The following is a 25026-nucleotide window of genomic DNA, read 5'->3' as shown; positions in this document are numbered from 1 at the left end:
GTCGTAGCGGTGCACGACCGTTGCACGGTTTGCCACATGCGCTTCTCACTTGCGCCCAGGTGCCACATGGGAAGCGCGCGTGGCGAAGCCTGCGGCTATGCGCGGAGACGCCACATGCGCTTCCCATGTGGCGTTAGCGCGCAAGTGGGAAGCGCATGTGGCGAAAGAGGGGCCTACGGCAGCTGAAGGGTGACGACCGGGGAGGCCGTGGGGGACATCGGGATCTGGAAGTGCTGGACCAGGTAGGTGCCGATCTGGTGGAACAGCGGGGCCGCCGAGGAGCCGAGCTGGGTGCCGTACTTGGGCTTGTCCAGCATGATGCCGACGACCAGGCGCGGGTTGTCGGCGGGCAGGATGCCGGCGAAGGTGATCCAGTACTTGGTCTGGCTGTAGCCGCCGCCGAGCGCGGGGTCGGGCTGCTGGGCGGTGCCGGTCTTGCCGGAGAGCTGGTAACCGGGGATCGCCGCGGGGTAGCCGGTGCCGTTCTGCAGGGAGTCCTTGGGGTCCTTCTGCATGACGGCCCGCATCATGTCCCGCACGGTCTTCGCGGTCTGCGGGCTGACGACGCGCACGGGGTCGGGCTTGGCCTCGGGCACGACGGTGCCGTCCGGCTTGGTGACGGACTTGATGATCCGGGGCGGCACGCGCAGGCCGTCGTTGGCGATGGCCTGGTACATGCCGGCCATCTGCAGCAGGGTCATCGACAGGCCCTGGCCGATGGGCAGGTTGGCGAAGGTGGAACCGGACCACTGGCTGCGGGGCGGCACCAGGCCGGGGCTCTCGCCGGGCAGCCCGATGCCGGTCTTCTGCCCGAGCCCGAACTTCGTGAGCAGGTCGACGTAGCGGTCGGCGCCGATCTTCTGCGCCACCTCCAGGGTGCCGATGTTGGACGACTTGCCGATCACGCCGGCGAAGGTCATCTGCACGTCGCCATGCCCCCACGCGTCCGTAACGGTGCGGTCGGCCATCTTGAACGACGGGGCCACGTCGATCACGCTGTCGGGCTGCTCGATGCCGTACTCGATGGCCCCGGCGGCGGTGACGACCTTGTTCACCGACCCCGGCTCGTACGGCGTGCTGACGGCGGCGTTGCCGAGCTGGTCGAGCTTGTAGTCGCCGTAGTTGTTGGGGTTGAAGCTGTCGGTGACGGCCAGCGCGTAGACCTCGCCGGTCTTGGCGTCCATCACGACCATGCTGCCGTCGGCGGCCCCGCTGGCGGTCTTGTAGGCGTCCAGCATCTTCTGGGCCTGGTACTGCACGTCGGCGTCGAGCGTGAGCTGCACGTTGGAGCCGGGCACGGCCGGCTTGCTGTCCCGGATGGTGCCGGGCAGCACCAGGTCGTTGTTGCCGTTGGCGGTGTCCACGAGCGTGGTGCCGTTGGTGCCCTTGAGGGTGTCGTCGAGGGAGTTCTCCAGCCCGATCAGACCCTGCGGGGTCTTGGCGTCCTCGCGCCAGTTGGCGTAGCCGACGACGTTGGACGCGACGGTGCCGTCCGGATAGACCCGCTGCTGCCGCGCGGAGGCGGTGATGGACGCGTACTTCTCGGTGATCGGCTTGGTCTTGACCGGGTCGGCGTCGCGCACCAGCAGCTGGTAGGTGGTGCCGACGTCGCGGATCTTGGCCAGCAGGTCGGCCGTCTTGGCCTGGTCGCCGAGCTGGGCGTGGATGAACTCGGCCAGCCGCTGGGTGTAGTCCTCGTAGCTGGTGCCGAGCTTGAGGTTCTTGTAGACGTCGGGCTCCTTGGCCCAGTCGTCCTTGACCCACTTGGGGTTGATCGACAGCGACCGGGTCTCCACGCTGAACGCCAGCTGGGTGCCGTTGCGGTCGACGATCTGCCCGCGCAGCGCCTGCTGCACGGTCAGGGTGGCCCGCTGCTGCTCGGCCAGCGCCGACAGCTCGTCGGCCTGCACGCCCTGCACCTGCACCAGCCGCACGGCGGCGACCACCAGCACGGCGACCATGAGCAGCCGGCTGAGCACGATCCGCTTGGGGTGGTTGCCGACGCCGGCGGGAGCGCCGCGGCGCGGCTTGCGCGCGGACGCCGGACGCGGTGCGGGCCCGCCACGGACGACGGGACGGGGCCGGGTGGCCGGACGTCCGCCGGCGGTGCGGTTGGCGGGCATCTAGTGGCCTCCCCCTGAGGCTGGCGGCTGACCGGTGGTGGAAGTCGTGCCGGAGTTGGCCGGCTGCCCGGACGACGGCGGCGGCGCCGACGACGAGGGCGGCGGCGTGGTGGTCGTGGTCGCGGGCACAGCGCTGCCGGTGACGCTGACCGAGCCGTCCGGGTTGACCTTGATCCGGGCCGGGTCCGGGGCCGGCACCATGCCGAGCTTGCGGGCCTCGTCGTAGAGCACCTCGGGCGACTCGCCCTTGGCCACGTCGGCCTTGAGCTGCTCGACCCGGCTGGTCAGGTCGGTGGTCTTCTGCTTGGCGTCCTCGAGCCGGTACGAGTCGGACACCGCCGAGATCGACAGGAACAGCGTGGCCAGCACGCCGGCCGCGAGCAGCGCCATCACCAGCAGCACGAACGGCGTGCGCGGCGCCAGCTTCGGCAGCCCGGACGGCGACAGCCGCAGCCACCGCTGCTTGCGGTTGGCCTTGCGGGCGTAGGCGCGCTGCGCGGCGGTGGTGCGGCCGCGGGTGGCCCTGGTCCCGGTCTGCGCCGGATCGCGCTCGATCTTGCGCTCGCCGCTGCGACGCGTCGTGCGGGTACGGGGCGTCGGGGCGCCCACCCGTGCGGGTGCGCTCATGACGCCCTCCGGATCCGCTCCGCGGCACGCAGCCGCACGGACGCCGACCGTGGGTTGTCGGCGATCTCCTGCTCGCCCGCCATCTCCGCGCCGCGGGTGACGAGCTTCAGCTCCGGGCCGTGCCCGGGCAGCTCCACCGGCAGGTCCAGCGGGCTGGTGGAGACGGACAGCTCCGTCAGCGCCCGCTTCACCAGCCGGTCCTCCAGCGAGTGGTACGACTCGACGACGATCCGGCCGCCGACGGCCAGCGCCGACAGCGCCGCCGGGATGGCCCGCCGCAGCACCTCCAGCTCGCCGTTGACCTCGATGCGCAGCGCCTGGAAGGTGCGCTTGGCCGGGTGTCCGCCGGTGCGCTTGCTGGCCGCCGGGATGACGTCGTGCAGCAGCTGCACCAGCCGCGGGCTGGTGGTGAACGGCTCCTTGGCCCGCTCGGCGACGATCGCCTTGGCGATCTTGCCGGCGAACCGCTCCTCGCCGTACTCGCGCAGGATCCGGGCCAGCTCCGCGAACGGGTAGCTGTTGAGCACGTCGGCGGCGGTCGGCCCGGTGGTCGGGTCCATCCGCATGTCCAGCGGGGCGTCCTGGGAGTAGGCGAAGCCGCGCTCGGCGACGTCCAGCTGCAGCGAGGAGACGCCGAGATCGAACAGCACGCCGTCGAGCTCGGTCACGCCCTGCTGAACCAACACCGTCGGCAACTCGTCGTACACGGCATGGACGTAACGGACCCGGTCGCCGAACTCGGCCAGGCGTCGCCCGGCCAGGGAAAGCGCCTCCGGATCGCGGTCCAGCCCGATCACGGTGAGTTCCGGGTACGCGGACAGCAGCGCGTGCGAGTGGCCGCCCAGGCCCAGGGTGCAGTCCACCATCACGGCGGGCTTGCCGGACAGTGCGGGCGCGAACAGCTCCACGATGCGGTCGAGCAGGACGGGCACGTGCTTCGCCCTCGGCTGGTCGGACATGTCGGTCACGGCCAACCCCCTTCCACACGCGGTTGCCGCTCACTCCCCTCTCGTCGGTGGGACGCCCTCTCATGGGCACTGGCGCCGTGCCGGCGTCGGATGCAGTCAGGTCCCCGCCCGCCCGTCGAACCTGGCGCCGGGGAAGGTGCGCCAGGGCCGATAGCCGAGCGGACCGAGGCCAAACGGCACCCGGGTCGGTCATGACCCCAATCTCAGAACAGTCCGGGAAGCACCTCCTCCCGGGCCTGCGCGTAGTCGTCCTCGTGCTCGTCCAGGTAGCGCTGCCAGGCCTGCGCGTCCCAGATCTCCAGGCGGGTGATCGCGCCGATCACCACGCAGTCCTTGGCCAGCCCGGCGTAGCGGCGCAGCTCGGGGGCGATGGTGACGCGCCCCTGGCCGTCCGGCCGCTGCTCGTCGGTGCCCGCGAACAGGTAGCGCTGGTATGCCCGGACCGCCTCATTGGTCAGGGGAGCCTCCGCCACCTTGCGGGCCATCTGCTCGAACTCCGCGCGTGGGAACACGTAGAGGCAGTGGTCCTGGCCCTTGGTGACCATGAGACCCCCTGCGAGCGCGTCCCGAAACTTCGCCGGCAGCGTCAGCCGACCCTTGTCGTCCAGCTTGGGGGTGTGCGTACCGAGGAACACCTCACGCCCACCTCCAACCCGAACCAAGTCCCCGGGCAGGGACCGGACCGGCGATGGGGCCCCCGTTCGCCCCACCGGCCGCCACACTACCCCACTTTCCGCCACAGTCAACGGCGACAGGCCCGGCGCGACGCGTTTTTCTCGACGGTTTCCGCAGGTAGACGCGGTGGGGGTGGGAGTGGGGCGGGATCGGGGTCACTCCACCCGGCGACACCGCCGTGATCGTCCGCGGCCCCCTCCGAGGGCCCTTCGGACCCGGGGGCGGGGGCCGGTGGGTGGTCGGGGTGGGGCATGGTGGGGACCCCGGAATGACGCCGACTCAGAGGATTACGTGGATTCCTTGGGGCGCTTCGCTCCGATTTGACACACTGCTGAGAACGCTGATGCCACGCGAGGACCTCGCGGTGGCCTTTGGAGGGCGAAGTTGACGTCGAGTACCCCGCCTGCCGCCCAGGCCGGCGTGCCTGACCAGCCGTCGGCGCTCGGTCGGCTGCACGACACCGCGCAGCGGATCGCGGCCAACGTCGAGCACGTGCTGGTCGGCAAGCCCGAGGTGGTGCGGATCGCGCTGGTCACCCTGCTGGCCGAGGGCCACCTGCTGGTGGAGGACGTGCCGGGCGTGGGCAAGACCTCGCTGGCCAAGGCGCTGGCCCGGTCCATCGACTGCACGGTCAGCCGCGTGCAGTTCACGCCGGACCTGCTGCCCAGCGACATCACCGGCGTCTCGATCTTCAACCGCAACAGCAGCGACTTCGAGTTCCGGCCGGGCCCGGTGTTCGCCAACATCGTGGTCGGCGACGAGATCAACCGCGCCTCCCCGAAGACGCAGTCGGCGCTGCTGGAGTGCATGGAGGAGCACCAGGTCACCATCGACGGGCAGACCTACCCGCTGGGCTCCCCGTTCATGGTCATCGCCACCCAGAACCCGATCGAGATGGAGGGCACGTACGCCCTGCCGGAGGCGCAGCGGGACCGCTTCACCTGCCGGGTGTCCATCGGCTACCCGGACCCGCAGGCCGAGCTGGCCATGGTGGACGAGCACGCCGGCCGGGACCCGCTGGAGGACCTGCAGCCCGTCTCGGACGCCGAGCAGGTCAGGCAGCTGGTCGGCGCGGTCCGCACGGTGCACCTGTCGCCGGAGATCAAGCGGTACGCGGTCGAGCTCGTCTCCGCCACCCGACGGCTGCCGGAGCTGCGCTTGGGCGCCTCGCCGCGGTCGACGCTGCACCTGGTGCGCGCGGCGCGGGCGCAGGCGGCGCTGGCCGGCCGCGAGTTCGTGGTGCCGGACGACGTGCACGCGGTCGCGGTGCCGGTGCTGGCGCACCGCCTCGTGCTGACAGCCGAGGCGCTGGCCGCGCGGCGTTCGCCGGCCGACCTGATCCGCAGCGTGCTGCAGCGCGTCGTGATCCCGCACGGCGGCGGCAACGGCCAGGTGTCCCAACCACTGGCCGCGCCCAACGGCCGCTGGTTCGGGACGCGGCAAGGGCGTTGATGAAGGTGCTCGCCGGACTGACGACCCGCGGACGCTGCCTGATGGCGGCGGGACTGGCGGCGGGCGTCTGTTCCCTCGTGCTCAACGAACGCGACCTGCTGCGCATCGCGGTGTTCGTGGTGGCGTTGCCCGTGCTGGCCGCGGTGCTGACGTCGCGCTCCCGGGTGGGGCTGTCCGCCACCCGGACCGTGCTGCCGGACCGGGTGCCCGTCGGCTCCACCGCCGAGGTCCGCATCGACATCCGCAGCGACGGCCGGCTGCCGACCGGCGGCCTGCTGCTGGAGGACGGCGTGCCGTACGCGCTGGGCAGCCGGCCCCGCTTCGTGCTGGAGCGGCTGCCCCGGCACCACCAGGTGCCGCTGCGCTACCAGCTGCGGCCGGTTCTGCGCGGCGTCCAGCACGTCGGCCCGCTGCTGGGCCGCATCACCGACCCGTTCGGCATGGCGGAGTTCGATCGCGAGCTCGCCGGCAGCACCCGGCTGGTCGTGGTGCCCCGCGTGCACCAGCTGACCGGACTGCCCGGCGGCGCCGGCATGGGCGCCGGCGAGGAGGGCGCGGTCCGGCTGCGGTCGGGGCAGGGCGAGGACGACGCCGTGGTGCGGCAGTACCGGCATGGCGACGACCTGCGCAAGGTCCACTGGCGGTCGTCGGCCCGTCGCGACGAGCTGATGGTGCGGCTGGAGGAGAAGCCGTGGCGGGGCGGCACCACCGTGCTGCTCGACCACCGCTCGGCCGCGCACCGCGGCACCGGACCGACCAGCAGCCTGGAATGGGCGATCTCGATGACCGCCAGCGTCTGCCTGCATCTGCACCGCCAGGGGCACCAGGTGCGGCTGGTGACCGAGGACGGCAAGGTGCTCGCCGGCGGCTTCGCCGACGCCGGGCACAGCGACGTGGTCGTGCTGGACGCGCTGGCGGCGCTGCACTCCTCGCACCACCGGGACCTGGTGTGCGGCGGCGACCCCGGCAACGGGCAGGAGCTGATCGCCATCCTCGGCGCCGCCAACCCGGTGGCCGCCACCGAGCTCATGCGGCTGCGGCCGCGCGTCACCCGCAGCCTCGCGGTGATGCTGGACGTGACGGCGTGGGCGCCGGGCGCCGACACCACCGTGGCGACCGAGATGACCGAGGCGGCCAGGCTGCTGCGCGGCTCCGGCTGGGGCGTGGTGATCGCCAAGCCGGACATGCCGATGGGCGTGGTGTGGTCGGAGCTGTGCCGGGCCGGCACCCGCGGCGGCGCGATCACCGTCGCCGAAGGGGGGATCTCCTGATGACCATGGCGGACGTGCAACCGCCGCGGCACCGGACCCGGCAGCCGGCGCCGCCGCCGGCCGAGCCGGCGTGGACGCTGCCGATGACGCCGGTCGCCGCCGGCTTCGCCGTGCTGGCCGCGGCGACCGCGCTGTCCGGGGTCGTGCAGGGCACGCTGTGGCTGTTCTACCTGCTGATCGCGATCGGCCTGATCGTCGGCACCGGCATGCTGCTGCGCTCGCTGCGGCTGTCGCCGCCGGTGGTCGCGGTCGGCGAGCTGTTCGCGCTGCTGTGCCTGGTGACGATGTCGTTCAGCACCAACGGGATCCTGCTCATCCTGCCCGGCCCGGCCGCGCTGGGCGACATCGCCGACGTGCTGGGCCGGTCGGTCACCGCGGTGCAGACCGAGGTGCCGCCGGTGCCCGCGGACCAGCCCATCCTGTGTCTGATCGTGATCGCCATCGGCCTGGTCGCGGTGGTCGTGGACATGCTCGCCGTCGAGGCGAAGGCGCCGGCCGCGTCCGGGCTGGTGCTGCTGTGCGTGTACGCGGTGCCGGCGTCGCTGGCCGACGAGATGCTGCCGTGGTGGAGCTTCGTGCTCGGCGCGGCCGCGTTCGCCACCCTGCTCGCCGTGGACGGCCGGGCCAAGCACAAGGCGTGGCGCGGCCGGCGGACCGGCCTGCCCGGCTACGCCCAGGGCACGCCCAGCCACGAGGCGAGCAGCGTGGTCCTGGTGTCGGTGGTGCTGGCGCTGATCGTCGGCTCCACCTTCACCGTGATCGGCACCGTTGGCCGGCTGCCCGGCGCCGCCGGCGGCGGCGCGGCCGGCGGGCCGTTCGGGCTCAAGCCGTACACGAAGCTGGAGGGTCTGCTCACCGGCCAGGTCAACGTGGAGTTCTTCCGCGTCACCGGGCTGAAGTCGGAGGAGTACCTGCGGCTGGTGACGCTGGATCGGTACGTGGACAACGAGGGCTGGCAGGTCGGCACCCCGATCACCAGCGGCGACCAGCTCGGCCAGCACATCATGGACACCAGGCCGGCCGGCGGCCCGGTCAGCACCATCACCATCCAGCCCAACCAGTTCGAGGACCAGTGGGCGCCGGTGTTCGGGCAGCCGGTGTCGGTGAGCGGGCTGGGCTCGGAGTGGCGCTGGGACCCGACGGCCCAGACCGTGTGGGCGCCGGGCACGCAGCAGTACGGCAGCTACATCGAGCACGCGCAGCTGGCCGTGCCCACCGCCGAGCAGCTGCGCGCCGAGGGCGTCGTCGACCAGTCGCGGGTCGACCCGCGGTACCGGCAGCCGGTCCAGGTCGACTCCCGGGTCAAGAACCTGATCAACCAGGTGACCGGCAACCTCGGCTCCACCTTCGACAAGGTGCGGGCGCTGACCCGGTACCTCAACAGCGGCGAGAACGGCTTCAAGTACAGCCTGGACGCGACGCCGCAGGACCCGAAGGCGTCCAAGCTGGACGACTTCCTGTTCAACACCAAGTCCGGCTTCTGCGAGCAGTACGCGACCGCGCTGGCCGCGATGACCCGCTCGATGGGCATCCCGACCCGGGTGGCGATCGGCTTCACGCCGGGCGTGCCGTACAACGGCGACCCGAACGTCCGGACGATCACCGGCGGGGACGCGCACGCCTGGGTCGAGATCAACTTCCCGGACTACGGCTGGATCCGGTTCGACCCGACGCCAGCCACCCCACGGGTGATCCCGCCGCCGTACATGGACGACAACTCCTCGGCCGGCGGCCCCGACGACCTGCCCAGCACCAGCGGCTCCGCCGGGCCGACGAGCACCACCGCCGCCAAGCCGACGACGTCGTCCTCGGCCGCCGCGGCGAGCACGCAGACCGACGGCGAGACGTCGCTGCTCAACCCGACCGCGCCGCCGGTGTGGCTGACCGGGACGCTGCTCGTGCTGGCGCTCGTGCTGACCTTCCTGCTCCGCGGGCGTCGGTCGCCCACACTGCGGCTGCCGCGCTGGATTCCGCCCGGGCGGCTGCTGCCGGCGGTGGTCGGCGGCTGGGTGCTGGTCGTGCTGCTGCTGTCCTCGTACCTGTCGTGGTGGCTCACCGGATTCCTGGTGCTGGCCCTGATCTGCGCCGCGCCGGCCTCGGTCCGGGCGTGGCGACGGCGTCGGCGGCTGCACCAGATCGCCGCGCTCGGGGCGGACGCCGCCGCGGCCGCGTGGGCCGAGGTGATCGCGGAGTCGGTCGACCGCGGCACCACGGTGCCGCCGACCGAGACCGTCAGGGCTACGGGCCGCCGGCTGGCCCGCGAGCACGAGCTGGACGAGCCCGGCCGGGAGGCGCTGCGTCAGGTGATCACGGCCGTCGAGGGCTCGTGGTACGGCGGCCGCGAGACCGCCGATCCCACGCTGGTGTCGGCGGTGGCGGAGCTGCGGGCCAGCATGCACCGGACCGCGCCGCTGGCGTTCACGGCCCGGGTGCTGCCCCGCTCGGTGGTCAACCGGCGTTAGTTCCGGCCCGGTGGACGTGGTCGGAGATGCGCGTGGCCAGCTCCGACCACAGCGGCCGGGGGACGCTGTGCCCCATGCCGGGGATGATCACCAGCTCGGCGCCGGGGATGGCCTCGGCGGTGGCCCTGCCGCCGCTGACGTCGCACATGCGGTCGGCGTCGCCGTGGATCACCAGGGTCGGGGTCCTGACGGCCCGCAGCCTCGGCGTCAGATCGCCCGTCACCACGGCGGCGACGCCCTGGCGCATCATCGCCTGCGGGTCGTAGCCGCGGTCGTAGTACCGGCCGCCACGCTCGGCGACCTCCGCCGGGTCGTGCGGGAAGGCCGGTGAGCCGAAGATCGGCAGGGCGTGGACGTACCAGTCGATGTAGGCCTGGCGGTCGTCCCCGGGCTGGGACCCGATCTCGGCGAAGACCCCCATGTCGGCCTGGCCGACCGCACGGCTGCCGGTGGTGGACATCATCGACGTCAGCGAGCGGACCCGCTCCGGGTGCTCGATCGCCGTGAGCTGGGCGATGTAGCCGCCCATCGAGGCCCCGACGAGGTGCGCGCCGTCGATGCCCAGCACGTCGAGCAGCCCCAGCGTGTCGCCGACCATGTCCGCCAGCGAGTAGGCGGCGCTGGAGAAGTCACCCGCCAGCGCCGCCATCACGTCGGCCTGCCCGTGGAAGTGCGTCGACCGGCCGGCGTCCCGGTTGTCGAACCGGATCACGTGCAGGCCGCGGTCGACCAGCTCCCGGCAGAACCCCTCGTGCCAGCCGATCATCTGGGCGTTCGCGCCCATGATCAGCAACACCGGCGGGTCCGCCGGGTCGCCGAATCGCTCGTAGCAGATCTGGATGTGGTCGGGACCGACGTCGTGTGCGAGCTGTTCCCCCGCTGTCATGGCGGCAGGGTAGGCCCGTCAGCCGTGCGCGGAGGCGAAGCCGGTGGCAACCCAGCCCTTTGGGGTGTTGTGCATCTCGAAGCCGTAGGCGAGGGAGCCGGGGTCGTTGCCGTGCAGCTTCTTCACGGACTCCCAGGAGTGGTCGTCGGGCTCGTCCGGCCGGTACGGGGCCGACCACCAGGACGGCGTCCGCGGGCCGTCGCAGCTGCGGTGGCCCCAGAAGGTCACGGACCGGGTCTGGTCGGTGAAGACCGTCTTGTTCGTGTCGTCGATCGTCCACCAGTCCTGGCAGTTCGGACTGCCGGCGGCCGCGGCGCCGGTGAACGCGAGCCCGCAGGCGAGGGTTGCCGCGGAGATCAGCGCGATACGACGGGTCGTGGTCATGCGCACCCCCATGTCATGATCACCACGACCGTATCCGATTTGTCCGTTATGTCAACCCATCCGCGAGTCCCGCTCTCGGGCAGGCCGAAATACGGTTTCGGGCACACGTCCGCCGAGGGGGGCGGCGTGTCGGTGGCATGCCCCCCGCGAGTCCCGCTCTCGGGCGCCTCGGCGAGTTCCGCCCTCGGGCATTTTCCAGCGTGGTTGCGTAAGCGGGTGGGCCCGAGGACGGAACTCTCCAGCCCGAGAGCGGGACTCGCGGAAACGCTAAGGGCCCCCTCGGGGAGGGGGCCCTTGAAGCGGGTGGAGGTCGAAGGGATGTGTCGGGGTCACTCCTCTTCGAAGCGCTTGCGGAAACGATCTTCCATGCGCTGCGCGAAGCCGGAGCGGTGCGGGGTGCCGCCGGACTGCCCGGAACCCTCGGCGGAGGCGCCGCCGCCCTTGGTCAGTGTTGTCAGTGTCAGCAGAGCACCGACGAACATGACCAGGAAGCCAAGCACGCTGACAATCGGGATGCTGGCGAGCTTGAGCGGCACGATCACACCGAATACGAGCAAAGCCACACCAACAAGGAAGGCGACGATGCCGTACAGCCTGCGCCGTCGGGACGGCCGGCGGAGACGAGCACCACGCACAGTGGAGGCGAACTTCGGGTCCTCAGCGTAGAGCGCACGCTCGATCTGGTCGAGCAGTCGCTGCTCGTGCTCGGAGAGTGGCATGACTCCTCCTCCGGCACAGTGGGGTCGCGGGCGCCAGGGTCTCGGTTGCCGCCGAACCCGGCGGACGCCCACTTTGGGGCGTCACCAACCAGGATACGATCCGCGAGGCTTGTCCACTAGCCGGTCGGGCCGCCAGAAGCGGTGGCGTCAGGCACGATCATCCACTAGGGGTAGCGGCCGGCCCCACCGGCGCCCCCTCGGACGGCCGTTCACTGCCCGCGCAGCCACCGCGGCGCCACCATCAGGGCACCGGCCCCGACCAGCGCCAACACCGCCAGCAGCACGATCATTCCCGGGCTCGGCGGCGGTGAGTCGCCCGCGGGCGCGGGATTGTCTCGGTCGGCGTAGCTGCCGTGAAGACCCGTGCCCCGCGATGGCGATCCGGGCAGCGTCAGTACGTATCTCTGTGTCACCGAGGGCGGGGGTGCGCCGGCACCCTTCCGCCCTTCGAGGGATTGTTGGTACGGCCGGGTGGCGTGGTCGGGCGACGCCGCGGCGGGCGCGGCGACCAGTGCCGCCGCGACGGCGGCGGCCGCGAGTGCGTGCACGGTCTTCGACCTCCTGGCGAGTTCGTTGGCGCGCCGGTCGCGGGGTGCAGGGCACCGCGACCGGCGGCTGCGATGACTGTGCGTGACGAGACGGTGGCGGACAAGAGTGTCCGTTGACCGGGCGGAGCGTTCCCCGTCGATCAGGGCCTTCCGCCGTGCACCGCGGCCACCTACGGTGAACATTCACACGCCGTTCACACCCTGCGAACGCCCTGGGACGGATGAGCACCGAGTCGACACCCCCGCCACCCGAACTCGACGCCACCCTCGTCGAGGCCCTGCGCTACGGCCCCTTTCCCCGCGCCCTGCGCACCGCCATCGCGCACCGCGGCCTGTCGCTGGCCCGGCTCGGCGCCCACCTGGACCGGATGGGCGTGCACGTCGGCCAGTCCACCCTCAGCTACTGGCAGCGCGGCCTGCGCCACCCCGAGGTGCCGCGCGCGCTGTCCGCGTTACGGGCGCTGGAACGGGTTCTGACGCTGCCGCCGGACTCGCTGGTGGTGCTGGTCGGCCCGCGCACCCGCCCGGCGCCGGACCGCCAGCCGGTCGGCTCGTTCGGCGAGTTCGGCTCACTCTGGTCGGCGTCCGACGCGCTGCTGAGCGAACTGGACGTGCCGCAGGAGTCCATCGTGTGCAACGGCGAGCTGCGCATGCTCTCCGTGCACGACATGATCACGATCGACCAGCACCGCTGCCAGCGCGCGTCCACGACGCGGATGGTGGTGCAGGCCAACAACGCCGGCCCGGACCGGTACATCGCGATGTTCCACGCCGACGACGGCAGCTCAGTGGAGACGTACGTGGTGCGCACCGCGGAGGGCTGTCGCACCGGGCGGATCCGACGGCACCTCGAGTCGTCCACGATGGTGCTGGAACTGCTGTTCGACCGCCGGCTCACCGAGGGCGAGCGGCACGTGTTCTGCTTCAGCCTGCACAACGAGCCGGCCCGGCCGACGCCCGGCACCAACCGCACCTTCCGCGAGCCGTCCGGCGAGTACCTGCTGCAGATGGCCTTCCACCGCAAGGCGATGCCGGCCCGCTGCACCAGCTACTTCCGGCTGCGGGAGGACACGGAGCCGACCCAGTCCGAGGATCTGGTGTGCGGCATCGGCGGCGTCGCCAGCGCCTACTTCTCCCGCGTCGGCCGCGGGCTCGCGGGGATCGCCGTCGACTGGGACTAGGGACCTTGGACCCTTGACGATGATCAACCGGCCGATAGGTTCCGGGCATTGCCGGTGAACGTCAAGGACCTTTACTCATGCGGACGAGAGTTGTCGTCGGGGCGGCGGCCGTCGCCGTCCTGCTCGTGATCGGCGTGGCCGTGTACCTGTTCTCCCCGCCCCGGCAGGTCGCCGGCACCTCGATCCCCGTCGCCGGGCCACCGATCATCGGCGGCGCCACCTACGTGACCACCACCAGCACCGCCGCGCCGACCACCACGACCACCGCCGCTTCCTCCTCGACGACGACCGCCAAGCCGACCTCGGCCGCCAGCATCGCGCCGCCACCCCCGGCCGCTCCCCCGGCCGCCCCTCCGCAGCAGGCGAACCCGAACGCCTCCGGCCAGATCACCTTCTACGGCGCGGCCGACAACGACCCGCCCGGCAGCCGGGAAATCGCCTTCCCCGACGTGATGCACGGCCGGGCCGGCGGCACCGGCACCTTCGATGACCCCATCACGTTCGCCGCCCAGCAGGGCAGCTTCAAGCCCGGCACCAAGATCTACGTGCCCGACGTGCGGCGGTACTTCATCCTCGAGGACACCTGCGCCAACTGCGCCGGCTCGCACGTCGATCTGTGGGCCGGGGCCGCGACCGACCGCGGCATCGTGAAGTGCGAGGACTCCCTGACCCGCAACGGTTCCCGGCCGTACCAGGTCAACCCGCCGGCCGGGTTGGCGGTGTCGCCGGGAGATCTGTACCAGAACGGCCACTGCTTCCGGGGCTGACGAACAGCAGGTGCCGGCCGTGCCGGCACCTGCTGTTCACTCACCGCACGGTGATCGCGAAGGTGGTCGTCGTGTTCTTGATGTCCTGCGCGTTGTCGCACAGCCGCAGGTCGTGGAACGTCACCGAGCCGACCGCCGGGCCCTGTCCCGGCTCCGGGAGCTCGTTGGCCCACAGTCCGAAGCCGGACTTGGCGTCGAACGCGTCGCCGCTGCGGTGGGCGCCGCTGATGGAGACGTGGTCGAACTCGGTGTCGGTGATCGGGTACGCCGGCTGGCCTCCGATGTAGTCGGTCTGGAACATGATGCCGCTGTACGTCGGGTCGACGATGTCCACATCGGACACCCGGATGGCCCGGAACGCGTTGGTGGCGGAGAAGACCCAGACCGCCGGGAAGGTCTGCGCGCCCCAGAAGTGGCCGCCGGCCCGCACGACGGAGAAGTTGCGCAGGGCGGTGGTGTCCGGGCCGAAGTCCCGCATCGTCACGCCGAAGTTCAGCGAGCTGATGGTGACGCCGCTGCCGGCGAGGGTGTCGGCGACGACCACGTCCCGGAAGGTGTCGGCCTGGCCGCCGTAGACGGCGACGCCGGCGGCCCGCCACGGGGTCAGCGCGGTGAGGTGCTCGAACAGGTTGTCACGCTGGTCGCCGTTGTGCAGGTCGGTGGCGGCCCACAGCGCGAAGCTGTCGTCGCCGGTGCTGCGCGCCTCGTTGTTGACGACGTGGTTGCCGGTGCTGCCGTTGGTCAGGTTGACGCCGTCGGCCATCAGGTCCCGCGCCCGCGAGTTGGACACGGTCAGGTTGTGCACGTTGGTGCCCCACACCATGACCACGCTGTGCTCGACCCACACGTTGTCGATGCTGATATCGGACACGTTGGCGAGGTCGAAGACGCGGCCCTGGCCGTCCAGCCGGGTGTCGTAGTCGCCGAAGTAGGAGAAGCCGGCGAAGCTGGACCCGTTGGCGGAGCTGTCGATCCGGAAGCCGACGTCGACATTGGTCCGGTCCTGCGGGGCGAAGAACCGCGTGAACCACGGGCCAGCCCCGACGATCTTGACGGCGGTGCCGGAGACAGTGAACTTGTCGGTGGTCTGGTAGTCGCCCGCAGGCAGATAGACGCCGGTGTAGGCGCCGGTGATGTCGGTGCGGACCCTGTCCAGCGCGGCCTGCACGTCCTGCTGGGTGAAGCCGGCGGGCGTGACGTAGTGCGCCGGATCGGGGTTGGCGACCGGCGCGACCCGCTCCAGGCTGACGAAGTCGATGGCGTAGCTGGCGGTGTTGGCGGCGTCCTTCTGCAGGCGGATCTTGCTGCCGGCCGGCACGGTGGTGCCGAGCAGCAGGTTGGCCTCGTCGTAGATGTGCCGCGCCGGGCCGGCGGCGGGGTCGTTGCCGGGCGACGCCTCCGGGCCGTACAGCCAGGCGTACTTGGGGTTCAACGTGATCGGCTTGAGGAACTTGCCGTTCACGTAGACGTCCAGAGTGGACTCCGTGCCGTCCGGAACGGAGAACCGGGTGACCAAGGTGTTGGTCGGCTCCTCGGTGGTGAACTCGACGGAGGCGCCGGTCTGGTTCAGGGTCACGGCCCGGCGGCCGGACGCTTCGCCGGCGAGGTCGCCGATCGTCCGGTTGGGACCGACAACCGCGGCGCCGCCGCGGAGCACGCCGTTCTCCGCCTCGTAGGTGTGGTACGGCATCGCCGCGCCGCGACCGACGTACAGGTCCTGGCTGGCGACGTTGTTGGCCCGCTTGATGGCGACTTCGTTGCCGTCGTTGGAAAGCTCGGTCTTCACGGTGTAGCGGCCGTCGGCGGCGGCCCGCCACTTGCCGAGGTGAACCGTGGCCGACGCGCCGGGGGTGAGGGTGCCGATGTGCACGCCGACCAGCACCGTCTGGAACCGGCCGGTGTACGCGTCGGTGATCGTGACCTTGACGGTGTGACCGCCCGGGGTTGACGGCCGCGTGCCCTGGTTCTTCAGCGTGGCGACGAAGTCGACGAGGTCGCCGGCGGCCGGCTCGTCCGGCGTGGGGCTGACCGCGGCGACCAGGTCCGAGCTGGCCACCGGGGCGACGACCAGCGGCGACGGGGCGGTGAAGGCGTTGTTGGTCTCGTCCTTCTCGATGATCCGGTTGGCCTCGTCGACCTTGGCGGTCAGCCGGTACGAACCGGCGTCGTGGCGGCCGATCCTCGCCGAGACCGTCGCGGACGCGCCGATCGCCAGCGGCCCGACCTGGGCGGTGCCGACCTTGGTCGTGCCCAGGTAGAAGCCGACGTTGGTGGTGGCGCTGGTGGCGAGCTGGCCGACGTTGCGCACGGTCGCGGCGGCCGTGACGTCGTCGGTCTCGATCGGCGTGCCCGGCGTCCAGGCCGTGTCGGTGACGGTCAGGTCGGGGTTGGGCGACGGCGTGCCGAAGACGCCGAACTCGGCGATCTGGCCGCCGCCGGAGCCGGTGTTGGCGGTGATCTTCAGCTGCACGTCGGCGACGCGGGCGGTCACCGGGATCGTCACGGTGTTGCCGGTGGCCGGGTCGAAGGCGTACGGCGTGGCGGCGACGAGGCCGGTGAAGCCGGCGGCCTCCTGGTCGCGGCCGAGGACCTCGATGGTCTGGGTGCGGGCGCCCCAGTCGGTGGAGGGGTTGAGCCGCAGCACGATCGACGTGACGTCGGCGTTGGAGCCGAGCGACACGGTGAGTGTGTTGGGGAAGCTGTTGCCGGCGGCCTCCCAGTAGGTGGTGGGGTCGCCGTCGTCGGCGTTGCTCGCGGCGAAGTTGCCGATCACCGAGGACGCGGTGATCGGCTTGCCGAGGGCGAGGTTGGTGGCGTCCGCCGCGGCGGCGCTGTTGAGGGCGGGGAACGCGGCCGGACCGCTCGCGAGGAGCAGTCCGGCCGCGGTCAGCGCGGGCAGTACTCTTCCGAGGAGCATCAGGGGTGCCAATCTGCCGAATTTGCGCCAGGTTGGCCGCAATTCTGCGTCATGATGTCAAGAAGTTGCAGCTCCGAGACGCCGATTGCCGGCAGGGTGTGCCCGTTCAGCCCCGGGCCAGGGCGAACACGTGCAGGGAAGGTGTGCCCGCCGTAGCCGAGCCGCTCACGGTCGGTAGCCGGACGGTCTTGGTGGTCTTGCCGGCCTGCAGCGGCACGCCCACGTAGTAGACGTCCGCCGCGTGCTGGTAGGTCGTGTTGCCCGGGCGGTTCTGGTACGCGGCGGCGATCGCCACGTCACCGCTGCCGCCCCACCAGTCGGAACTGGACAGCGTGAAGTCCTGGGTGCTGCCGTCCGTGTAGGTGATCGTTCCGGTGCCGCTGGCCGGGCCGTAGGTCGCGGTCACCAGGAACCCCAGGGTGTTGCCGGATCCGTTCAACGCGATCGTCTGTCCATTGGAGACGGTGTTGTCGGCCGAACCGGTTCCCGCCTGCGACGGCCAGGTGAAGGTCAGGCCGCCGTGGCTGACCGTGCCGCCGGCCCGCGCCCCGGCGTTGGCCAGCGCGGTCGCGGACATGCTCGCCCCGCCGCCGTCGATGTCGCCGGGGTTGGTGTTGTTGTCCGCGGTGACGCCGACGTTGTTGTAGGTGGCGGACAACGAGCCGGCGACGGTGGCCTGGTCCAGGCCGATCCGCACCGGCCCGAAGTGCTTGGCCGAGTTCGCCGCCGTACCCGTGACCTGGGCGAACGGCAGGGAGGTGAACGGATCGGCGGTCTTCTCGATCAGGTACTTGTGGCCCGTGGCGGTGTTGACCGTGAACTGGTTGGCGGTCGTCGGCGCGACCACCGTGGCCCCGGTGTTGGCGTCGATCACCTGGACCGACTGTCCCGACCAGGGGCTGCGGACCGCCATCGCCGCGTTGTCGCCGGCCTCCAGCACCACAGTCACCGGCACACCGCCGCGCACCTGCACGTCGACCCTGCTGTTGTGCTGCACCGAAACCGTGCCGTCGCCGTCCCAGTCCGCCGGCCAGGCCGGCGCGATCCGCAGCAGCCCGTCGTAGTCCTGCGCCAACGCCTCGTTCATGCTGGCCGCGACGATGCCGGTCTCCTCGTTGTACGGCTCGTCGCCGACCGTGCCGAACAGGCTGGCCATGCCCGACGGATACAGCTGGTACTTCTTGACGTTGTCGACCAGGTTGGCCTTGACCTCGCCGGCCAGGTCCAGCCGGGCCGCATACAGGGCGTCGTAGTCCCAGTCGGCGTTGTTCCGGAACAGCCGAGCGTCGTAGCTGCGCTTGGCCAGCGCGGTCAGCGTGCCGGAGTTGTCGCCGATCACGCCGTACGAAAAGGTGGCCTCCAGGTCGAGGTTCTCCCCGTTGTGCAGCTCCGCCGCCGGCTGCGTGGAGAACGCGATCACGTCCTGGCCGCCGGCGTCGGCGTCAGCCGTCAGCACCTGCTTGTGGGTGGCCGCGTCGGTACGCGGCAGCGGCGGGATCTTCTGTTGCGCCGCTTGGAGTTGTGCCACGAACGACTGGTCCGTGTTCAACGTCTGCGCCGCCGAGACGACCACCGGGAACAACGCCTGCATGGCGAGGATGTCCGTGACCGGGTCCGTCACGTTCCACTGCGTCTCATGGGCGTTCGCGGTGGTGTGCAGCCGGCCGTCCGCGCCGGTCTTGGCGTACGACAACAGGAACTGCGCGGCCGCCTTCATCAGCGGATAGCCGTTCTGCAGGAAGGACTGGTTGCGGTTCTGCTGGTACGTCTGCCAGATCCACAGGCTGACCTCGGCGCCCGTGGACAGGTTCAACGAGTTGTACGACGGCGCGATCGTCGAGTCGCAGGAGGCGTTGTTCGCCGCGCTGCCGCCGCCGTAGTAGCCGTTTCCGTTGAACCGCATCGTTTCCGGGACGCAGGCGCCGGTCGTCCCCGGCACGTGTTGCTGCGTCCAGGACTGAATGTTGGCCAGGTTGGACGTGTACAGGTTGAAGAACGGGGTGTTCAGCGCCGGCACGCCCGAGCTGAGGTTCGCCGCCAGCTGCATCCGCAGGTTCCAGAACCAGTAGTCGGCCGGCACCCAGTCCTGCGTGTCCTGGGAGAACGCGAACAGGTCCGCCACGCCGGCCTGCGTGCCCGGGTACTGGCCGCGGTTGAGACTGGCCTCCTGGTAGAGGTAGATCGTCCGCAGGTTCTCCAGGTACTGCCCGGATCCGTCGGCGGAGTTGACCTCCATCAGGTTCGCGCCGGCCCAGAAGTTGTGCCACCAGTTCAGATGGCCGGTGTCCACACCGGACGCCGTCGCGTCGTTGCCGATCAGCTGCGCGGCGGTGCTCGGCGCATTGCCGCCCGTCCAGTGCGGCGCCCCGACGACGACCCGGAAGGTGCCGTCGGCGTTGGGGTTGAAGGAAACCTTGACCGTCTGGCCGTTCACCACGGTGCTGGTGGCGTTGCGGCCACCGGCCGTGACCGCGAGCAGGCTGCCGAAGGTCTGCCCGGTGCCGCCCGTCGGGTTGTCCACCCACGTCTCGGCCAGTGTGCCGGTCGCGCCCGAGGCCTGCGCCTGCGGCGACCGTCCCGACCACAGGTTGCCCTGCGCCGTCTGGACGCTGTTCGGGTCCGCGCCCGCGACGTCGACGACCAGTTCGTCCTTGTCGGCCCGCACGTAGATGCGCGCGGTCAGGCCGCCGCCGGTCTCCGTCAGCACGCCGTCGTACAGGTCGAGATGCGCCGCGAAGTCCGCGGCCGAGGTCAGCCTGGCCAGGCCCGGAATCGTCACCTGGCCCGGGGATTTGCGGTCCGGGAACGTGTCGTCCCGGTTCAGCTGGGCGGTGAAGCCACCGGCGGCCCACACCGCCGCGCCCAGCGCCCCGTTCCCCAGCGGCAGGGACTGGGTGGCGGCGCTGTTCGGCGCGCCGAGCACGATGTTCGAGCGGCTGACCACGGCGTGGCGGTCGATCTGGAAGGCCCCGTTCTGCCACGCCGTGGTCAGCGTGGCGGCGTGGGCGTCGGTCGGGGTTGCGAGGCCGGCTACGGTCAGGGTGGTCGCCACGAAGGCGACTCGTAAGCGGCTGCTGGTGGGCACCGTGTCTCCCTTGACAGGTGGACAGCAATCATCGGATGTATAGCCGCAATTAGTGGACAACAACCCGCAAGGACGTGTCAACGGCTGGAGATGCTGGCCGCCTGGCGTGGACACAAGCGTGGGTCGCCGATGTAGCGCAGGCCGCTGCCGGCCGGCCGGGGCAGGTCCTCGGAGGTTTCCGCGCCACGTGGGACGGCCACGACGCCTCGACGCGGCGTCACTGATCAGGCCGGCACCAGTTCCTTCCGCTTCCGCCGCGGCCGGGTCAGCGCGCGCCGGCACGGTGTCTCCACGTACTCGTACAGCACCCACGCCAGCCCCAGTGACACCGCGAAGATGCCGGTCACCACGAACAACTCCGCGGTGCTGCCCAGACGCACCAAACCCGGCGCGGCTCGGCGCACCACGCGGATCACCATCAGGTGGATCATGTAGAACGCGAAGGAGAGCTCGCCGAGGCGGACCATGCGCGGGGAACGCCAGAACGACGGCTCCTCGCGGAGGTCGGCCATGGCGGCGGCCGGGATGAGCACGCCGATGCCGATGATCGTCGCCACCGAGAACCCGTACTCGCCGGGCCACACCGGCACCAGGAAGTAGCTGATCAGCATCACACCGAGGGCGATGTCCAGCCGCGGACCGCGCCAACTGCCGAGCGCGACCAACCGGGCCAGGGCCACGCCGAGGGTGAACTCGCCGATCCGGGCGGCGGGGAAGGCCTGGAGCCACTGCAGCGACAGTTCCCGCTGCAGGAACGCCGGAGTGATCACCAACGCCACGCTGACCAAGGCGAACACGACCGCGCCGCGCGAGGAGAGCCGCCGGGCCAGCGCGCCCCAGACCGGGAACGTCAGGTAGAAGAAGGCCTCGCACGCCAGCGTCCAGCTGACGGTGTTCAACGACTGCTGCTGGCCGGGGATCCACGAGTGGATCAGGAACAGGTTGGCCAGGAAGCTGCCGGGGTCGGGCACGCCGTAGAAGTTGTCGGGCCGGGCCAACTGCCCGAGCGTCACGGCGAGCAACACCGCGAGCAGCGCCGTCACCACGTGCACCGGGTAGATCCGGGCCAGCCGGCGCCGCCAGAACCGCACCGGGCTGTCACCGGGCCGGGCCGACCACATCAGCACGAAACCGGACAGCACGAAGAAGAACGACACCCCGATCTCACCCGCACCGAACAGCAGCGACGCCACCTTCGCCCCGGCGCTGGCCGGATCGAGCATCGACGCGACCACGATGTGCAGGCAGAACACCAGAAAGGCGGCGGCCCAGCGCATTCCGGTCAGTGACGGCAGGTCGGCACGGGTGATCGTCACGGGAATGCATACGCCTCTCGAACGGGTGATGGTTCGCCGCCAACATACGTCACGTCTCCGATGACTCCTCACCGTGTGTGCGCGACGGTTGAACAGCCGGTGTCCCCGCGATGAACGGATCCAGCCATGACGCACCTGCCAGCCACCGCCCGTAGTCAGCACGAGAGCCACGACAGCTGGAATCTCGTCGCCCGCGGGGAGACGCCGACACAGCGGCTGGACCGCAACTACGCCGAGCTGCTGCAGGAGATCCGGGTCGCGCAGACCGGGGTGCAGCTGCTGCTGGCGTTCCTGCTGTCGCTGGCGTTCACGCCGCGCTTCGGCTCGCTGAGCGAGTTCGACCGCGGCGCGTTCGTCGCCAGCCTGGTGCTCGGCGCGGCGGCGACGGCGCTGCTGATCGCGCCCGCCCCGGTGCACCGGCTGGTGTTCCAGCACCGGCTCAAGCGGCAACTGGTGCACCTGGCCAGCGGGTTGGCGTTGTCCGGCCTGGTGTTGCTGATGTTGTCGCTGGCGTCCGCTCTGATACTGATCCTGGACGTGGTGCTGGGCCAGGAATGGACGGGCATGCTCACCGCCGGCATCGTGAGCTGGTTCTCGCTGTGGTGGTACATCGTCCCGCTGTGGCTGCGCTGGTGCCGGGGGCAGTCGCCCAGGGTGCGTCGCCGGCCCGTGCCCCGGCAGCGCTGAAACCCCGCTGACCACCTGAATCCGCTGGCCCGGAGCCCCGACTCGCGCGTCGGCCGAGTGGCGCGGCCTCGACTCGCGCGATGTCCGGGCCGGCGGAGCCGGCGCCGGCCGGGCCCACCTCCAGGCCGGGCCGGCCCGGCCTGGTCAGCCGGACGCGGCCTGGCGCAGGCTCGCCTCCCGCGCGATGTCCGTACGGGTGCGGACCTGCAGCTTGGCCAGGATGTGCGAGACGTGCGTGGTCACCGTGCGGCGGGACACGAACAGCCGCTCGGCGATCTGCGGGTTGGACAGGCCCGCCACCACCAGCTGGGCGACGGTCGCCTCGGCCGGCGTGAGGCTGTCCCACCCGGTCTTCGCCCGGCGGTGCTTGACCTTCGGGCCGCGCCGCAGGCCGAGCGCCCGCAGCACCGACTGCGCCCGGGCCAGCTGCCACTCGGCGCCGAGCTCCGCGTACAGGTCGAGCGACCGGGACGCGGCGGCCCGCGCCGAACTCGACTGTCCGCTGTGGACAAACGCGGCGGCGGCCGCCTCCAGCGCCATGGCCCGGGCCAGCGGACGGCCGCACTCGCGGTAGGCGGTGGCCGCGCGCAGCAGCTCCTCGCCGTCGCGGTCGACCAGCCCCCGGCAGTACGCGGCGGCCCCGATCCGGTGCTGCACCTCGGAATCGGCCGCCAGCTCGACGACCCGCTCGGTGGTCTCCCGCGCGGTGTCGAGGTCGCCGACGGCCACCGCGAGGCGGACGATCACCGGCAGCACGTCGTCGAAGTCGGCGGAGGTGTGCAGCGCGGCCAGCGCCTCGTCCAGGCGGCCGGCCTGCTCCAGCTCCAGGCTGGTCGCCAAGGCCATGTGCAGCACGGGATGCCGGCCCACCTGGGCCGCCCGCACGATGGCCAGGTGCCGGCCGGCGGCGGCGTGATCGCCGCGGTGCAGCTTGATCAGCGCGGCGATGCTGTGGTCGGCCGCGGCCACCACCGGGTTCTTCAGCTCGTCGGCGAGCAGGTCCACGTCCACCAGCGCGTCGTCCCAGCACCCCGAGTCGTACGACATCTGTACGAGGGCACTCTGCGCCTGCGCCAACCGGACCGTGTTGCCGACATGCTCGGCCAGTTGACGTACGTCTCGGGCGGCGGCCACCGCCTCGTCGCAGCGGTCGACGCCGCCGAGCGCCACGGCGCGGTTGATGCGCAGCAGCAGGCTGAGCTCCGCGGTCGCGCCGTCGCGGCCGATCACCCGCACGGCGTGGTCGAGCAGCTCCAGGGCGCCGGCCATGTCGCCGCGCATGATGAGGACGATGCTGCGGACGTGCAGGGACCAGCCGACAACCCATTCGTCGGCGGGCGCGGCGTCGGCGGCGTCGAGCGCAGTCTTCTCGGCGGCGTCGGCGTCACCGAGATTCCAGTGCGCACGGGCGGTGAGCACGAGCAGCCGGGCCCGCACCCGGCCGGTGGTGTCCGGGTCTGACAACGCGCGGTCCAGTTCGACCAGCGACTGCGCGACACGGCCGCTCATGCTGCGGCACTGCAACAGAATGTGGTGCAGCCACACGATTTGCACCGGGTCGGCGGACAGCGCGAGCGCGCGGGTGGCGACCTGCTCGGCCTCGTCGAAATCGCCGGTTCGGTACAGCGCGTCGGCGAACCGGCTGGCCAGCGACAGCCGCCGGGCGTCCCAGCGGGGCGTGGCGAGGACGCGGCGCAGCAGGTCCACGGCCGCGGACGGGGACTGGCCGATGAGCGCGCCGGCGTTGTCGCACAACCAGTCCACGGTCCAGTCGTCGGCGCCGGAGGCGACCAAGAGTTGCTTGGCGACGCGTTCGACCGGCGAGCCGGCGTCGGCCAGCAGCCGCGCCGCCTCCAGGTGCCATGCGGTCCGTACGGGCGGCGACATCCGTTCGTACAGGGCGGATCGCACCAACGCGTGCCGGAACGACAGGCCGTCGCCGGACTCGACGAGCACGCCGGCCGCGGTCGACTGGTCCAGCGCGGGCAGCAGCTCGGCGACCGTGCGGCCGAGCACGACGCCGAGGTCGGCGACGGAGAACACGACGCCGAGCAGGGTCGCGGCGCGCAGCACGTGCCGGGTCTGCTCGGACAGGAAGTCCAGCCGGTGGTCGATCGCGGCGGCCAACGAGCCGGGGCGGTCGGCGCCGTCCGCCACCGCGGTGACGAGCTCCGTTGCGTACAACGGATTTCCGGCCGCGCCCTCGGCGTGCCGGAGCAGTTCGTCCGTCGGGTGCGCGTCGACCAGCTGGGCGACCAGCTCGCCGATCGCCTCCGCCGGCAGCGGCCCCAGGCTGACCTGGCCGTCGGCGCCGAGCTGCCGCCACAGCGCGGACAGGTCGTCGCGGACCGGGACCGGGCGCAGCGTGCCGACCAGCAGCAGCGGCAGCTGGTCGACCAGCTTCACCAGCCGGCTGAGCACCGCGACGGTGACCTTGTCCGCCCACTGCAGGTCGTCGATCGCCAGCACCACCGGGCCGTCCGCGCACAGTTCCTCGACCATGCCCAGCACGCGTTCCGCCGCGACCGCGGACGGGTCGAGCACGGTCGGGACCTCGCCGCGCAGCAGGCGCAGCACGGCCTGCCCCTCGTCGGAACGCTCCGCGCGCAGCGCCTCCAGCAGCGGCAGCAGGGGGAGCAGCCGGCCGAGTTCGTCACCCGCGCCCCAGTGCACGCGGCAACCGTTTTCCGCGGCGGCGTCGCACACCGCGCGCAGCAGCGTGGTCTTGCCGATGCCGGGCTCGCCGTCGACGAACGCCGCCCCACCCCGGCCACCGGCGAGTTCGCGGACCCGAGCGGTGAGCCGGGACAGCTCGCGGCCGCGCCCGATCAGCATGCGGGCCAGAATACAACAAAAACGAGGGATGAACAAGACATTTCATTTATTCGAACCATTCGAGGTGAACACCCGGCGACATCATTGCTGCCCATTGTTCATTCGCCGCTGGTTCGGGTGTCA

Annotated in this window: 18 protein-coding genes; 6 read left to right on the top strand and 12 right to left on the bottom strand. The window is 71.4% G+C overall.

What is annotated here, in order from left to right; all coding sequences use genetic code 11:
* Positions 1-173: 173 nt before the first annotated feature.
* The 4 genes from BJ998_RS27350 to mraZ form a co-directional block, all read right to left on the bottom strand.
* Positions 174-2123 carry a peptidoglycan D,D-transpeptidase FtsI family protein gene (locus tag BJ998_RS27350; protein ID WP_184866184.1) on the bottom strand — a complete coding sequence of 650 codons (1950 nt, stop codon included), beginning with the start codon at positions 2121-2123 and terminating at the stop codon, positions 174-176.
* Positions 2124-2750 (bottom strand): cell division protein FtsL, encoded by a 627-nt coding sequence (ftsL, locus tag BJ998_RS27345; protein WP_184866182.1) that lies wholly within the window; start codon positions 2748-2750, stop codon positions 2124-2126.
* Positions 2747-3709, bottom strand: a complete 963-nt coding sequence (gene rsmH / locus BJ998_RS27340; protein WP_184868966.1) for a 16S rRNA (cytosine(1402)-N(4))-methyltransferase RsmH — start codon at positions 3707-3709, stop codon at positions 2747-2749. The genes ftsL and rsmH overlap by 4 nt, the downstream gene beginning before the upstream one ends.
* Before the next feature lie 212 nt (positions 3710-3921).
* Positions 3922-4353, bottom strand: coding sequence for a division/cell wall cluster transcriptional repressor MraZ (gene mraZ, locus BJ998_RS27335; RefSeq protein ID WP_184866180.1), 432 nt, complete (start codon positions 4351-4353; stop codon positions 3922-3924).
* Positions 4354-4777: 424 nt separating this feature from the next.
* On the opposite strand from mraZ, the gene BJ998_RS27330 reads away from it, so the two are divergent.
* From BJ998_RS27330 to BJ998_RS27320, 3 genes are read left to right on the top strand one after another with little or no spacing between them, the layout of a single operon-like run.
* Positions 4778-5845, top strand: coding sequence for an AAA family ATPase (locus tag BJ998_RS27330; protein ID WP_184866178.1), 1068 nt, complete (start codon positions 4778-4780; stop codon positions 5843-5845).
* Positions 5842-7116 (top strand): DUF58 domain-containing protein, encoded by a 1275-nt coding sequence (locus BJ998_RS27325; RefSeq protein ID WP_184866176.1) that lies wholly within the window; start codon positions 5842-5844, stop codon positions 7114-7116. Before BJ998_RS27330 ends, BJ998_RS27325 begins: the two co-directional genes overlap by 4 nt.
* On the top strand, positions 7116-9578 hold the full coding sequence (locus BJ998_RS27320) for a transglutaminase TgpA family protein (protein ID WP_184866174.1): 2463 nt from the start codon (positions 7116-7118) through the stop codon (positions 9576-9578). Before BJ998_RS27325 ends, BJ998_RS27320 begins: the two co-directional genes overlap by 1 nt.
* Here the strand turns inward: BJ998_RS27320 and BJ998_RS27315 are convergent.
* The 4 genes from BJ998_RS27315 to BJ998_RS27300 all read right to left on the bottom strand — a co-directional run bounded on the left by BJ998_RS27315 (position 9565) and on the right by BJ998_RS27300 (position 12115).
* Entirely contained in the window at positions 9565-10464 is a 900-nt protein-coding gene (locus tag BJ998_RS27315) for an alpha/beta fold hydrolase (RefSeq protein WP_184866172.1), read from the bottom strand. The two genes, BJ998_RS27320 and BJ998_RS27315, sit on opposite strands and share 14 nt — an antisense overlap.
* A gap of 18 nt (positions 10465-10482) precedes the next feature.
* Positions 10483-10848: a hypothetical protein gene (locus BJ998_RS27310; protein ID WP_184866170.1), complete on the bottom strand. Its 366-nt coding sequence runs from the start codon at positions 10846-10848 to the stop codon at positions 10483-10485.
* A gap of 329 nt (positions 10849-11177) precedes the next feature.
* On the bottom strand, positions 11178-11567 hold the full coding sequence (locus BJ998_RS27305) for an SCO2097 family morphological protein (RefSeq protein WP_184866168.1): 390 nt from the start codon (positions 11565-11567) through the stop codon (positions 11178-11180).
* Positions 11568-11776: 209 nt separating this feature from the next.
* Positions 11777-12115, bottom strand: a complete 339-nt coding sequence (locus BJ998_RS27300; RefSeq protein WP_184866166.1) for a hypothetical protein — start codon at positions 12113-12115, stop codon at positions 11777-11779.
* 221 nt (positions 12116-12336) lie between these two features.
* Here BJ998_RS27300 and BJ998_RS27295 point away from each other — a divergent pair, with 221 nt between their 5' ends.
* Positions 12337-13296, top strand: a complete 960-nt coding sequence (locus BJ998_RS27295) for a helix-turn-helix transcriptional regulator (protein WP_184866164.1) — start codon at positions 12337-12339, stop codon at positions 13294-13296.
* Between the two features lie 77 nt (positions 13297-13373).
* Positions 13374-14063 carry a hypothetical protein gene (locus BJ998_RS27290; RefSeq protein WP_184866162.1) on the top strand — a complete coding sequence of 230 codons (690 nt, stop codon included), beginning with the start codon at positions 13374-13376 and terminating at the stop codon, positions 14061-14063.
* Between the two features lie 40 nt (positions 14064-14103).
* Here the strand turns inward: BJ998_RS27290 and BJ998_RS27285 are convergent, their stop codons facing one another.
* The 3 genes from BJ998_RS27285 to BJ998_RS27275 form a co-directional block, all read right to left on the bottom strand.
* On the bottom strand, positions 14104-16980 hold the full coding sequence (locus BJ998_RS27285; protein ID WP_184866160.1) for a CARDB domain-containing protein: 2877 nt from the start codon (positions 16978-16980) through the stop codon (positions 14104-14106).
* Between the two features lie 106 nt (positions 16981-17086).
* Complete coding sequence (locus tag BJ998_RS27280; RefSeq protein ID WP_184866159.1) at positions 17087-20065, bottom strand: glycosyl hydrolase family 95 catalytic domain-containing protein; 2979 nt, start codon at positions 20063-20065, stop codon at positions 17087-17089.
* 224 nt (positions 20066-20289) lie between these two features.
* Complete coding sequence (locus tag BJ998_RS27275) at positions 20290-21381, bottom strand: acyltransferase family protein (RefSeq protein WP_184866157.1); 1092 nt, start codon at positions 21379-21381, stop codon at positions 20290-20292.
* A gap of 126 nt (positions 21382-21507) precedes the next feature.
* Here BJ998_RS27275 and BJ998_RS27270 point away from each other — a divergent pair, with 126 nt between their 5' ends.
* Positions 21508-22068 (top strand): DUF6328 family protein, encoded by a 561-nt coding sequence (locus tag BJ998_RS27270; protein ID WP_184866155.1) that lies wholly within the window; start codon positions 21508-21510, stop codon positions 22066-22068.
* Between the two features lie 144 nt (positions 22069-22212).
* Here BJ998_RS27270 and BJ998_RS48670 read toward each other — a convergent pair whose 3' ends face one another.
* A complete protein-coding gene (locus BJ998_RS48670) occupies positions 22213-24903 on the bottom strand; it encodes an ATP-binding protein (RefSeq protein WP_184866153.1) in 2691 nt (896 codons plus the stop codon).
* Positions 24904-25026 lie beyond the last annotated feature (123 nt).

The sequence above is a fragment of the Kutzneria kofuensis genome (assembly GCF_014203355.1).
Taxonomy (GTDB): Bacteria; Actinomycetota; Actinomycetes; order Mycobacteriales; family Pseudonocardiaceae; genus Kutzneria; species Kutzneria kofuensis.
This window is presented reverse-complemented; position numbering and strand designations above follow the sequence as displayed.